We start from the raw sequence: 13574 nt of genomic DNA on the forward strand, positions 1-13574 counted from the left end.
CCCATTTATCATTTCAAATTCCCATTTATCATTTCAAAACTGTTTTCTATTTAAACATTATATGTACCCGATTTCGTATCTCCTCCGTGACCTGTCCAGTTCTCGTGGAAGAACTGTCCACGCAACTCGTCTTTGCGCTCGAAAGTGTGCGCGCCGAAATAATCGCGTTGTGCCTGCACAAGATTGGCGGGCAGATCGGCAGATGTGAGCGAATAGAAATAGTTCAGCGCAGAAGAGAAAGCAGGAACAGGAAGTTCTTCTTTCATGGCTTCCGCCACCAGATTCTTCCATCCGGGAAGCAATGTTTTCATTTCTTCTTTAAAATAAGGAGCCAACAACAAGTGTTTAGGCTTGTCGGTGGCTTCGAAGGCGGCAGCAATGTCGTTCAGGAATATACTGCGGATGATGCATCCTCCACGCCACATACGGGCAATGGAAGCCAGGTCGAGATGCCAGTCGAAAGCGTCGGAAGCACGTTGCAACACGGCGAATCCCTGGGCATAAGAGACGAGTTTGGAAGCATAAAGAGCAGAAAATATATTCTTTACGAGTTCCACCTTATTATATATAGGTTGTGTATGTTGACACTGATATTGTCTGGAAGCCAGATGACGCAAGTCTTTCTGTGCAGAAAGGCTTCGTTCGAATACCGCTGTGGCAATCAATCCCAACGGCATGCCGAGTTCCATAGCGTTGATGACCGACCATTTGCCGGTTCCTTTCTGTCCGGCCGCATCCAAGATTTTATCAATCAGATACCCTCCGGATTTGTCTTTATGCCGCAGGATGTTGGCGGTGATTTCGATCAGGTAGCTGCGTAGTTTGCCTTCGTTCCAACGGGCAAAGACATCAGCCATTTCCTCATTGGTCAGATCCAGTAACTTTTTCATCACCCAATAGGCTTCAGCGATCAGCTGCATATCACCGTATTCGATACCGTTGTGAATCATCTTCACAAAATGACCCGATCCGGCAGGACCTACCCATTGGCAACAGGGAGTGCCGTCCGGTGCTTTTGCCGCAATGCTTTGAAGGATCGGTTTCACTTCCGGCCATGCTTGCTCCGAACCGCCGGGCATGATAGAAGCTCCATTCAAGGCTCCTTCTTCACCGCCTGACACTCCGCTACCAACGAAGAGAAATCCTTTCGACTCCGCCAGTTTGACGCGGCGGTTGGTATCTTCGTAATTGGAGTTACCACCATCAATAAGAATGTCTCCCGGTGAAAGCAACGGGAACAGCTGATCCATCAGTTCGTCAACCGGACTTCCGGCACGAACCATCATCATTATCTTACGGGGAATAGCTATCGAATCTACAAATGCTTTTATATCTGTGAATCCTTCGATGTTTTTACCTTTTGCACGACCATTCATAAAGCGATCTACCACTCCTTCCTCTACTCCGGGAACTGTACGGTTATAAACCGATACATGCCATCCCTTACTCTCCATGTTTAAAGCAAGATTCTCGCCCATCACAGCCAAGCCGATAAGTCCGATATCTGTTTTATTCTGATTTGCCATAACTTATATATTTTGAATATTCTTTATCTTAGTAACAGTTGAAATGCACATTTGTTCGCAATATTTTAGATTAAAATATTATTTTTGTGGTCTACAAATAAAATCAAGGATGAAGAAGATCAAAATCGGTTTGTTGGCACGCATCGTAATCGCCATCATTTTGGGTATTGCCATCGGCACTTTTTTCCCGGCTCCGCTAGTGCGAATATTCGTTACTTTCAACGGCATTTTCAGCGAGTTTCTCAATTTCTCTATCCCGCTGATTATCGTCGGACTGGTAACGGTGGCTATTGCCGACATCGGAAAAGGTGCAGGAAAAATGCTGCTCGTGACGGCTCTGATTGCTTATTTCGCCACCCTGTTTTCGGGATTCCTCTCCTACTTCACAGGAGTCACCGTGTTTCCGTCACTCATCGAACCGGGAGCGCCGCTTGAAGAAGTGAGTGAAGCACAAGGAATCCTCCCCTACTTCTCCGTCTCCATCCCACCGCTGATGAACGTCATGACGGCCTTGGTATTAGCCTTCACCTTGGGCTTGGGACTGGCGTCACTGAACAGCGACGCATTGAAAAACGTGGCACGTGATTTTCAGGAAATTATCGTACGAATGATTAGCGCAGTCATTCTGCCTTTGCTGCCGCTTTATATCTTTGGCATATTCCTCAACATGACACATTCGGGACAAGTATATTCCATCCTGATGGTGTTTATTAAAATTATCGGAGTCATCTTTGCTCTTCACATCTTCCTGTTAGTTTTTCAGTATTCCATTGCGGCACTGTTTGTACACAAAAACCCGTTTAAATTACTTAATAAAATGCTGCCGGCTTACTTCACGGCATTGGGCACACAGTCTTCGGCAGCCACCATCCCTGTAACGCTGGAACAGACCAAAAAGAACGGGGTATCTGCCGAAGTGGCCGGTTTCGTGATTCCGCTCTGCGCCACCATTCATCTGTCGGGCAGCACACTGAAAATCGTAGCCTGCGCACTGGCATTGATGATGATGCAGGGAATACCGTTCGACTTCCCCTTGTTTGCCGGATTTATCTTCATGCTGGGCATCACAATGATAGCCGCTCCGGGAGTTCCGGGCGGAGCTATCATGGCCTCTCTGGGAATTCTGCAATCCATGCTCGGCTTCGACGAATCGGCACAGGCTTTAATGATCGCGCTTTACATCGCAATGGACAGTTTCGGCACAGCCTGCAACGTGACGGGCGACGGAGCTATCGCTTTGATTATCGACAAAATAATGGGGAAAAACCGTGCTGAATGACTGTGCTGAAAAATAATTGGGTAGTAGCTTGGCTGGCTCACAAAAAATGCCGACATTTGCACCCACATTTTCAATTATATTAAATAATAGCGTATGAAAAAAGCCCTAATTTCAGGCATCACCGGGCAGGATGGTTCTTATCTTGCCGAATTTCTATTGCAAAAAGGTTACGAAGTACACGGTATACTCCGTCGTTCTTCTTCGTTCAATACAGGACGTATTGAACATTTGTATTTTGACGAGTGGGTGCGCGACATGAAACAGAAACGTACGATCAATCTGCATTATGGGGATATGACAGATTCTAGTTCGTTAATTCGTATTATTCAACAGGTGCAACCGGATGAAATCTACAATCTCGCTGCTCAAAGCCACGTGAAGGTTTCATTCGACGTTCCGGAATACACGGCCGAAGCGGATGCTATCGGTACGTTGCGTATGCTCGAAGCGGTACGCATCCTGGGACTGGAAAAGAAAACCCGCATCTATCAGGCTTCTACTTCCGAATTGTTCGGTAAGGTGCAGGAAGTTCCACAAAAAGAGACAACTCCATTCTATCCCCGTTCTCCGTATGGGGTAGCCAAACAATATGGTTTCTGGATTACTAAAAACTACCGCGAAAGCTATGGTATGTTTGCCGTAAACGGAATCCTGTTCAATCACGAGAGTGAACGCCGTGGCGAGACATTCGTTACCCGTAAAATTTCGCTTGCTGCCGCACGTATCGCACAGGGCGAACAGGACAAACTGTATCTGGGTAATCTGGATGCACGTCGCGACTGGGGATATGCCAAGGATTACATCGAATGTATGTGGCTGATCCTGCAACATGACGTTCCCGAAGATTTCGTAATTGCTACCGGAGAAATGCACACAGTACGCGAATTCGCAACGCTGGCATTCAAGGAAGCAGGCATCGAACTTCGTTGGGAAGGTGAAGGCGTGAATGAGAAAGGTATCGACGTAGCTACCGGAAAGTCTTTGGTAGAGGTTGATCCTAAATATTTCCGTCCGTCAGAGGTGGAACAACTGCTGGGTGACCCGACTAAAGCAAAAACATTGTTAGGATGGGATCCATGCAAAACATCATTCGAAGAACTGGTAAGTATCATGGTTCGCCACGATATGGAAAAGGTGAAGCGGATGATTGCTACCAAACATTAAATGAATTTCATTTCACCACAGATTAACACAGATTTCCACAGATTATAGATATAAAAAAATTCTGTGGAAATCTGTGTTAATCTGTGGTGAAAATAATAAAAGATAGAATGGAAAAGAATGCAAAGATATATATAGCAGGACACCGCGGACTTGTGGGATCTGCTATCTGGAAGAATTTGCAGGATAAAGGATACACCAATCTGATAGGCCGCACGCACAAAGAGCTTGACCTGCAGGATGGAATGGCTGTCCGTAAATTCTTCGATGAAGAACAGCCGGAATATGTATTCCTTGCCGCTGCCTTTGTGGGTGGTATCATGGCGAACAGTATCTACCGTGCCGACTTTATATACAAGAATCTGCAGATTCAACAGAACATTATCGGAGAGAGTTTCCGTCACAATGTGAAAAAGCTGCTCTTCCTCGGCAGTACGTGTATTTATCCACGCGATGCCGAACAGCCGATGAAGGAAGATGTATTGCTTACTTCACCGTTGGAATATACCAACGAGCCGTATGCAATCGCTAAAATTGCCGGACTGAAAATGTGCGAGAGCTTCAACCTGCAATATGGAACGAACTACATCGCCGTGATGCCGACAAACCTTTACGGGCCGAATGATAATTTCGATTTGGAACGCAGCCATGTATTGCCTGCCATGATTCGCAAGATTCATTTGGCACACTGTCTGAAAGAAGGAAACTGGGAAGCTGTACGCAAGGATATGAACCAGCGTCCGGTGGAAGGTGTCAATGGCGACAGCTCGAAAGAGGACATTCTGGCTATTCTGAAAAAATACGGAATCAGCGAAACAGAGGTCACTCTCTGGGGTACGGGTACTCCTCTCCGCGAATTCCTCTGGAGCGAAGAAATGGCGGATGCCAGTGTCTTCGTTATGGAGCATGTGGACTTTAAAGATACCTATAAAGAAGGTAGCAAAGATATCCGCAACTGCCATATCAACATCGGAACCGGTAAGGAAATCACCATCCGCCAACTGGCTGAACGGATCGTTGAAACAGTAGGTTATCAAGGTAAACTGACCTTCGACAGCAGCAAACCGGACGGCACAATGCGCAAGCTAACCGATCCTTCAAAACTGCATGCACTGGGCTGGCACCACAAAATTGAAATCGAGGAAGGCGTACAAAGAATGTACGAATGGTACTTGAAATAAGAAATGAAGTTACTGTAAATATGCTATTAGCTGAATGTTTTTTGCTAATAGCATATTTTTTTTAGCTATAATGATAATTAAATTAGCTATAATGATAATCAGTTTTGCTATAATGATAATCCAATTAGCTATAAGCATAATCTGTTGAGCTATGAGCATAATCTTTTTTTATACTACAAGCCAATCTCCCCCACTACTCTCTCCCCCATTTCCAAAAATTCTTCACTCTTAATTCTTCATTCTTAATATAATTGCTATATTTGCACAATTTAATACCAAATGTGCAAAAACAATGGAACAAAGTTTTATAGCCTATATTGAGAATAGCATCAAGAATAATTGGGATTTGGATGCCCTGACCGATTATAAAGGTGCAACTTTACAGTATAAAGACGTAGCTCGTAAAATCGAGAAACTCCATATCATCTTTGAAGAAAGCGGAATCCGCAAGGGAGACAAGATTGCCGTTTGTGGAAGAAACAGCTCTCACTGGGGAGTTACTTTCCTTGCCACACTGACGTATGGAGCCGTCATTGTACCTATTCTCCATGAATTTAAAGCAGATAACGTGCATAATATCGTCAACCACTCCGAAGCTAAATTACTGCTTGTAGGAGATATGGTATGGGAAAACCTGAACGAGTCGGCAATGCCGCTACTGGAAGGTATCCTGATGATGAACGACTTCACCCTATTAGTGTCACGCAGCGAACGACTCACGTATGCACGCGAACATCTGAACGAAATGTTCGGCAAAAAATATCCGAAGAATTTCCGTAAAGAGCATGTCGCTTATCACAAAGACGAACCGGAAGAACTGGCAGTTATCAATTATACTTCGGGAACAACGAGTTATTCCAAAGGAGTAATGCTCCCCTACCGCAGTCTGTGGTCGAATACCAAATTTGCTTTTGAAGTGTTGGAACTGGAAGCCGGAGATAAAATCGTTTCCATGCTTCCTATGGCACACATGTACGGATTGGCTTTTGAATTCCTTTATGAGTTCTCCGTAGGTTGCCACATCTACTTCCTCACCCGTATGCCAAGCCCTAAGATTATCTTCCAGGCTTTTGAAGAAGTGAAACCCAGTCTGATTGTTGCAGTACCACTCATCATCGAAAAGATAATCAAGAAAAGCGTACTTCCGAAGTTGGAAACTCCGGCGATGAAGATATTGCTGAAAGTGCCTATTATCAATGACAAGATAAAGGCAACAGTGCGCGAAGAGATGATTAAGGCATTTGGCGGAAACTTCAAGGCAGTCATCGTAGGAGGTGCAGCGTTCAATCAAGAAGTGGAACAGTTCTTGAAAATGATTGATTTCCCTTATACGGTTGGATATGGAATGACGGAATGTGGCCCGATTATCTGCTACGAAGATTGGAGAAAGTTCAAACCGGGTTCTTGCGGAAAGGCTGTGCCACGGATGGATGTACGGGTATTGTCATCTGATCCCGAAAATATTGTTGGTGAAATCGTATGTAAGGGCCCGAATGTGATGCTGGGCTATTACAAAAACGAAGAAGCCACTCAAGAAGTCATCGACAAGGACGGTTGGTTGCATACCGGCGACTTGGCTTTGATGGATGAAGAAGGTAATGTTACAATCAAAGGACGCAGCAAGAACCTGTTATTGAGCTCCAGCGGACAGAATATCTATCCGGAAGAAATTGAGGATAAGTTGAACAACCTGCCATACGTGGCTGAAAGCATTATCGTTCAGCAAAACGAGAAACTTGTCGGACTTGTTTATCCCGACTTTGACGATGCGTTCGCCCACGGCCTGAAGACTGAAGACATCGAACAAGTAATGGAAGAAAACCGCGTGACACTGAACACTATGTTACCGGCATACAGCCAGATATCCAAGATGAAAATCTATCCGGAAGAATTTGAAAAGACACCGAAGAAGAGCATCAAGCGTTATTTGTATCAGGAAGCAAAAGGCTGATAGATTGTCAGCTGCATAGAGAAAGATATAACTTAAACCGAAAAAGAGAAAGGAATGAAGATAAAGAAAACAATACTTACGGCAGCTATACTAATGGCTGCCGTTTCTTTACCGGCACAGAACAAGAGTGCAGGGATCAATATATCCATCTGGAAAGATATATGCACGCAACCGCATGATAGTACACAGACGACATACATAAACATCGGCCTCCTGTCTACCATGAACCGTCTGAACGGTGTGGGTATCAATGCGTTGGGAAGCGTGGTTCATGATGACATGAACGGAGTACAAATCACCGGATTAGCCAACTTGGCAGGGGGTACTATGCGGGGCGTTCAGCTGGCTGGTATCAGTAATATCAGCGGCGATAACACCGTAGGGCTTTCTGCTGCCGGATTGGTAAATATCACCGGCGACAGAGCACAGGGAGTAGTCATATCCGGGCTAACGAGCATCGGAGGAGACAACAACTCGGGGTTAATGATTAGTGGTTTCATGAATGTGACGGGCAATATGGCTTCGGGCTTACACTTTTCCGGAATAGCAAATATAACCGGACAGATCTTCGGTGGTTTGATGGCTTCGGGACTTTTAAATGTAGTAGGCGAACACATGAACGGTTTGCAGATAGCAGGAATTGCCAATATAACCGCATCAAAGCTGAATGGAGTGCAAGTAGCATTATGCAACTACGCAACGAAAGCGCGCGGACTTCAAATTGGTCTTGTCAATTACTACAAAGAAGATATGAAAGGTTTCCAACTTGGTTTGGTGAATGCAAATCCTGACACAAAAGTGCAAATGATGGTATACGGAGGAAATGCAACGCCTGCCAATATCGGGGTACGGTTCAAGAACCAGTTGTTTTATACCATATTGGGAGTGGGTTCCATGTATCAGGGATTGAATGATAAGTTTTCGGCGAGCGCATCCTATCGTGCCGGTCTGTCTTTCCCCCTTTACAAGGGGTTATCCATCAGCGGAGACCTCGGATACCAGCATATCGAGGCTTTTGATAACAAAGATGAGGTCATCCCGAAACGCCTGTACGCATTGCAGGCACGTGCAAATCTGGAATATCAATTTACCAAGAAGTTCGGCATCTTTGCAACAGGTGGATATGGGGTAACCAGATTCTATAATAAATCGAGCAATTACGATAAGGGAGCTATTATCGAAGCGGGTATTGTTCTTTTCTAAACTTACCAATTAACGTGAGATGTACATGACTGTAATTAGAGAATACCGGGAAACAGACAAAAATGCCGTAATAGATTTAATCAGACAGAACACACCTGAATATTTTGCACTGGAAGAAGAAGCTGATTTCAGCAATTATCTGGATAGTGAACGTGAGCTGTATTTTGTTCTTTTGCTTAACAAGGAGATTGTCGGATGTGGTGGAATAAACTTCACAGATGACAAAACCACTGGAAAAATAAGTTGGGATATCATACATCCCCAGCACCAAGGCAAATCACTAGGAGCACAATTACTAAAATACAGAATTGAAAAAATAAAGTCTATTAATGGTATTCAAAAAATAACTGTTAGAACTTCACAATTAGCTTATAAATTCTACGAAAAACAGGGATTTACATTGAAAGAAATAAGAAAAGACTATTGGGCCAAGGGTTATGATATGTATAGTATGGAATACAATGGCCATTGATTTATAATAAAAAAGGGGAACTCGAATGGTCCCTAAAAAGAAAATCTCCCCTTATTATAGTTGAACTGCACTCCTAAAAGTTAGATACAAAACTTTAGGAGTGCAGTTCACTTTTATCTATTATACCTTTTCTTTAATCAAACCAGTACGATAAGCAACGAGCAATTTCTTCAAATCCTGTATTTGGGTCACCAGTTCTTTTCCTTTATCGGTATCTTTCACCATCATCCGTTGCGAATTGAATTCCAAGACAAAGTTGGTAGATTTGATATCAAGTCCCTCTTCTATGGCTTTCTGACGAGACTGGAACGGCTCGTGCTGCACAAGCTGCATACCATGAGAGTGATAAACAAGCGTATATCCCGCAATTCCCGTTTCCGGCTGATAAGCTTTTGAGAATCCGCCATCAATAACGAAAAGCTTGCCATTGGCTTTCATTGGCTGTTCTCCCTGAATCGTTTTCACAGGCACATGACCGTTGATGATATGCGAATGAGGACCGGAAGCTCCAAACTCTGCCAAAATTTGATCGCAGACATCTTCCCGGTTACGCAATGTATAATAATAACCTTTCTTCTCTTTATGCAATTCTTTATCTTCTACGAAATAACGCTCAAAGGTCGCCATCTTATCCTTATCGAACAAGGGAGCTTCCGGACCACACCACATATACCAAATGTAATCCATAGCAAATTCCTTATCCTCCTCCCCTTCTTCATCGAAGTACGCAGTACGAATCAGTTGATCGGCTTTATCCAGCAATTTACGCCCCCAATATTCCTTACCACGTATTTTGACATGCTTAAAGCTGCCATCCTCATTCAGAGGGACAGAAGCGTGATAAAGAAGATTCGAATTTGAAACCAGATACATTCCGCCGTATGTAAACAGGCAACGCATGTGTTTCTTCAGCTTTTCACTATTCATAAATGAATAATGAATCTTTTCTACCAATTCGCGTTCTTCTTCCGTCAACCGGTAAGGATCGGCAGGATCTACGGTCGGGAAGTTGGTATCGCGCAAAGCGTATTCTTTTCCTTCGTATACAAAGACGCCACGCTCAAAATCAATCTTCTCCAGCAGTTTGCGGTTGGTCATCCCAAACTCCGGACGACGGTCAATAATTTCGGCTTCCAGCTTAAACTGGATAATGGTAATGGCTTTATGCATTTGAGTGATCAAGCGCAGAGTCTTCTCATTATAATGAGCGTCGGCAAAATTCATCTTCGGCATGAAGATGGTGCAAGGATCATCGGCATACGTATCCATTGCAAAAGTAGCCAATGGAAGCAGATTGATTCCGTATCCGTCTTCAAGCGTGCCCAGGTTGCCGTAGCGCATGGACATACGTATCACGTTGGCAATACAACTATCGTTACCGGAAGCTGCCCCCATCCAGAGAATATCATGATTTCCCCATTGAATATCGAAGTTATGGTAATTGCACAACGTATCCATGATGATATGCGCGCCAGGACCACGGTCGTAAATATCGCCTACGATATGAAGAGAGTCAATAGTCAGACGCTGAATCAGATTGCACATAGCGATAATGAAATCGTCGGCACGCTTGGTAGTGATAATCGTGCTGATAATTACATTGATATAAGCATGCTTGTTCGGCTCGATGGACGATTCGTGCAATAATTCCTGAATAATATAAGAGAACTCGGCAGGCAGCGATTTACGAACCTTCGAACGGGTATATTTGGAAGATACATTCTGACAGACCTTCACCAGTTGGTTCAGGGTAATCAGATACCAATCATCCAGGTCCTTTTCACGGGCTTTCACTAATTGAAGTTTCTCTTCGGGATAGTAAATCAACGTGCAGATTTCTTTCTTTTCAGCCTCGCGGAGAGTGTTGCCGAATATTTCATTTACTTTACGTTTTACCGCACCTGAAGCGTTTTTCAGTACGTGCTGAAAAGCCTCGTATTCTCCATGAATGTCAGTCAGGAAATGCTCTGTCCCTTTAGGTAGATTTAAGATAGCCTCCAGATTGATTATTTCCGTACTAGCATCGGCAATCGTAGGAAAACTTCGGGAAAGCAGTTGCAGGTAACGGAGATCGCCCACAATGCTTTCAGGAGTTATGTTACTTTGAGCAGTCATTTTATTTACTATTTTACTATTTACAATTTACTAGTTACTAATTACGATCCAGCAATATACTATTCTCAATTTAACAAGAACATCAACAACACTTGGGCGATAATTACCCGCAGGAACATACATAGCGGATAAACAGTCGCATAGGCTACGGATGGGTTGTCGCCGGGGATTGTATCGTTTACATAGTTCAGTGCCATCGGATTTGCCATACTTCCGCACAACATACCGGATACAGAACCGAAATCGATCTTCATCATCTTGAAGGCCACGAATCCAACCAACACTGTTGGAATGATAGTCAATCCGGCTCCCAAACCAATCCATAATAAGCCTTCCGGACGGAATACGGTATCGAAAAAGTGAGCTCCGGCATCCAGTCCCAGACAAGCAAGGTACATGGAAAGTCCCAAGGCACGCAACATCAGGTTCGCGCTACGGGTGGTATAGGTAATCATGTGTATCCGTGGTCCAAAAGTCCCCAGAAGGATACCGACAATGATCGGTCCGCCCGCTAATCCCAACTTCACAGGAGTACTGACACCCGGAAAAGAGAAAGGAATAGCCCCCAGTGCCAAACCAAGCACGATACCGATAAATATAACAACCAGATTGGGTTCTTTCAAGCTTTTCACGGCATTTCCCAATACTTTCTCCACATTCTGGATAGCAGCAGCCTCGCCCACCACTGTCAGGCGGTCGCCCAACTGAAGTATCAATCCCGGAGTAGCAAGCAGTTGCACCCCCGACCGGTAAACACGGCTGATATTAATTCCGTAATGGTTTCTCAACCGGAGTGCACCGAGTTTCTTACCATTCAGTTCGGGACGGGTGACAACGATACGCTGCGAGATCAATTCGCTGTCAATCGCATTCCAGTCAATGTCCTCTTTATTCCAATCCGTATTTTCCTGTTCACCAAAAAGTACCGTCAGGGCCAAAGCATCTTTTTCCGCAGTTATCACCAGCAGACGGTCGCCTTCTTTCAGAATCTTGTCTGAAGTCGGAATACTGACATGTCCGTCACGCCACAAACGGGATATGACAAACTTTGGGTAACTCATACGAGCTATATCCTTGATACTTTTATTGAAAATAGCAGGATTGTGTACTTGAAACGCTGCAATATAAGTTTTGTTCGCATCGTCTTTCTCTTTTATCTCCAAATCTTCTTTGCGAACCAATACTTTACGGATTAATAAAACGGCAAGGATTACGCCGACTACTCCCATCGGATAGGCCACCGCACATCCTAAAGCAGGCGTACTGCTGTTTATTCCCATCTGTTTCAGAGTTTGTTGCGCAGCTCCCAATGCCGGAGTGTTTGTCGTTGCTCCACAAAGGATGCCCACCATATCAGGAAGAGAGACACCCGTTGCATAACTAGCCACCACCGTCAACAACGTTCCCAGCAGAACGACTCCCAACGCCAACATATTCAGCGTTACCCCACCTTTACGGAAAGAGCTAAAAAAACCGGGACCGACTTGTAGCCCGAGGGAATAAACGAAAATGACCAGTCCGAAACTTTCTGCGTAGTTTAACATCTGCGGATCGACCGAAAGCCCGAGATGGCCGGCCAGGATACCCGCAAAAAAAACAAAAGTGACTCCCAGGGAAACTCCCCAGAAATGCACTCTTCCCAAGCCCAAACCAATGGCAGAAATCAGTGAAAGTACCACAACAGCCTGTAAGGCAGAATGTTCGATAAATAGACTATATAACCACTCCATGTATATAAAAACTAATAGGGCGCAAAGATAAAAACTATTTAGTCCGGTTCAAAACTTTTAAGCTTTCATTTCGCGCCCTAATTATACCCTGATTCATATATCCTGAAATCTTATTGATTACCCTTTTACACTGTTACCTGTTATTTTGTTTCTAATATCTGTTATATTTCTATCTTAACAATCTTATCCTTTCTCTTTTTACCCGCATCTTGTTATCCTTCCAACGATGCTTTTTTACCTGTTTCTTCCTTTACGCTTACCTATCTCTTTATCTTTTTCTAATTTCTTTATCTCTCCTAATTTCTTAACCTTTTCTTTTTTCTTCCTGCTTCACGTTTCTTCCTGCTTTACGCTTCATCTTGCTTTACGCTTCATCTTGTTTCACGTCTCATCTTTTCCCTTGAAACTCCACAAAGTTATTTCGTCCGTCCAGATAACCGCTCAATCTGTTTCCACCGATATATACATCATCCAGGTATGAAACATCATTCGGTCCGTATGACATACGAATGGAAGTCTGTGCATAATTTTCCCAACTCCAACGGAAATTATATTCATATTGATCGACTGTTCCATTAGGATATTCCACCCGTATATAGTCGATTCCGGTACGGTCTAAAAAGAAATCCAGTTCCTGACGGCAATAGTTACCGTCCATGTCGCGGTAGAAACTAACCCAGGTACGGCTACATAAATCAGCCGAACGGTTATAGTACCCTGCACCATTATTATCATCATCATAGAAACTGTCTATTTCCACTTCGCAAGAGGTAAAACTTACCATCAATATAGCCATCAACGCCAAACCGAAGTATTTAAATGTGCTCGTTTTCATATTCCTTTATTTTTAATGGTTCTCTAATTATTATATATCATTTATCTTTCGATAGAACAAAAGTAGAGAATGAATTTTCCCCATGAAACTGAAAACTCCTACTTATCAGGAGGAAATTGCC

General features: G+C 43.9%; 10 protein-coding genes. 6 read left to right on the forward strand and 4 right to left on the reverse strand.

Annotated features, from left to right (window positions below; genetic code table 11):
* Positions 1-50: 50 nt before the first annotated feature.
* A complete protein-coding gene (gnd, locus tag BSCG_RS14740) occupies positions 51-1526 on the reverse strand; it encodes a decarboxylating NADP(+)-dependent phosphogluconate dehydrogenase (RefSeq protein WP_008775958.1) in 1476 nt (491 codons plus the stop codon).
* Positions 1527-1635: 109 nt separating this feature from the next.
* Here gnd and BSCG_RS14735 point away from each other — a divergent pair, with 109 nt between their 5' ends.
* The 6 genes from BSCG_RS14735 (at position 1636) to BSCG_RS14710 (ending at position 8773) form a co-directional block, all read left to right on the forward strand.
* On the forward strand, positions 1636-2805 hold the full coding sequence (locus BSCG_RS14735) for a dicarboxylate/amino acid:cation symporter (protein ID WP_004316342.1): 1170 nt from the start codon (positions 1636-1638) through the stop codon (positions 2803-2805).
* Between the two features lie 93 nt (positions 2806-2898).
* A complete protein-coding gene (gmd, locus tag BSCG_RS14730) occupies positions 2899-3969 on the forward strand; it encodes a GDP-mannose 4,6-dehydratase (RefSeq protein WP_004316341.1) in 1071 nt (356 codons plus the stop codon).
* Between the two features lie 107 nt (positions 3970-4076).
* Positions 4077-5147 (forward strand): GDP-L-fucose synthase family protein, encoded by a 1071-nt coding sequence (locus BSCG_RS14725; RefSeq protein WP_008775959.1) that lies wholly within the window; start codon positions 4077-4079, stop codon positions 5145-5147.
* A gap of 292 nt (positions 5148-5439) precedes the next feature.
* Complete coding sequence (locus tag BSCG_RS14720) at positions 5440-7098, forward strand: AMP-binding protein (protein WP_008022073.1); 1659 nt, start codon at positions 5440-5442, stop codon at positions 7096-7098.
* Between the two features lie 54 nt (positions 7099-7152).
* Positions 7153-8301: an LA_2272 family surface repeat-containing protein gene (locus tag BSCG_RS14715; protein WP_008775960.1), complete on the forward strand. Its 1149-nt coding sequence runs from the start codon at positions 7153-7155 to the stop codon at positions 8299-8301.
* Between the two features lie 25 nt (positions 8302-8326).
* Positions 8327-8773: a GNAT family N-acetyltransferase gene (locus BSCG_RS14710; protein WP_008644227.1), complete on the forward strand. Its 447-nt coding sequence runs from the start codon at positions 8327-8329 to the stop codon at positions 8771-8773.
* A 120-nt stretch (positions 8774-8893) separates the two neighbouring features.
* Here the strand turns inward: BSCG_RS14710 and BSCG_RS14705 are convergent, their stop codons facing one another.
* The 3 genes from BSCG_RS14705 to BSCG_RS14695 form a co-directional block, all read right to left on the reverse strand.
* Entirely contained in the window at positions 8894-10888 is a 1995-nt protein-coding gene (locus BSCG_RS14705) for a fructose-bisphosphatase class III (protein WP_008775961.1), read from the reverse strand.
* Positions 10889-10953: 65 nt separating this feature from the next.
* Entirely contained in the window at positions 10954-12618 is a 1665-nt protein-coding gene (locus BSCG_RS14700; RefSeq protein ID WP_008022070.1) for a putative transporter, read from the reverse strand.
* Between the two features lie 388 nt (positions 12619-13006).
* Positions 13007-13453 carry a hypothetical protein gene (locus tag BSCG_RS14695; RefSeq protein WP_008644218.1) on the reverse strand — a complete coding sequence of 149 codons (447 nt, stop codon included), beginning with the start codon at positions 13451-13453 and terminating at the stop codon, positions 13007-13009.
* Between the last annotated feature and the right edge of the window lie 121 nt (positions 13454-13574).

Source organism: Bacteroides sp. 2_2_4, from assembly GCF_000157055.1.
GTDB classification, from domain to species: domain Bacteria; phylum Bacteroidota; class Bacteroidia; order Bacteroidales; family Bacteroidaceae; genus Bacteroides; species Bacteroides ovatus.

Coding starts and splice junctions, on each gene's coding strand:
- gnd (WP_008775958.1), bottom strand. CDS start 1,526: ATGGCAAATCAGAATAAAACAGATATCGGACTTATCGGCTTGGCTGTG.
- BSCG_RS14735 (WP_004316342.1), top strand. CDS start 1,636: ATGAAGAAGATCAAAATCGGTTTGTTGGCACGCATCGTAATCGCCATC.
- gmd (WP_004316341.1), top strand. CDS start 2,899: ATGAAAAAAGCCCTAATTTCAGGCATCACCGGGCAGGATGGTTCTTAT.
- BSCG_RS14725 (WP_008775959.1), top strand. CDS start 4,077: ATGGAAAAGAATGCAAAGATATATATAGCAGGACACCGCGGACTTGTG.
- BSCG_RS14720 (WP_008022073.1), top strand. CDS start 5,440: ATGGAACAAAGTTTTATAGCCTATATTGAGAATAGCATCAAGAATAAT.
- BSCG_RS14715 (WP_008775960.1), top strand. CDS start 7,153: ATGAAGATAAAGAAAACAATACTTACGGCAGCTATACTAATGGCTGCC.
- BSCG_RS14710 (WP_008644227.1), top strand. CDS start 8,327: ATGACTGTAATTAGAGAATACCGGGAAACAGACAAAAATGCCGTAATA.
- BSCG_RS14705 (WP_008775961.1), bottom strand. CDS start 10,888: ATGACTGCTCAAAGTAACATAACTCCTGAAAGCATTGTGGGCGATCTC.
- BSCG_RS14700 (WP_008022070.1), bottom strand. CDS start 12,618: ATGGAGTGGTTATATAGTCTATTTATCGAACATTCTGCCTTACAGGCT.
- BSCG_RS14695 (WP_008644218.1), bottom strand. CDS start 13,453: ATGAAAACGAGCACATTTAAATACTTCGGTTTGGCGTTGATGGCTATA.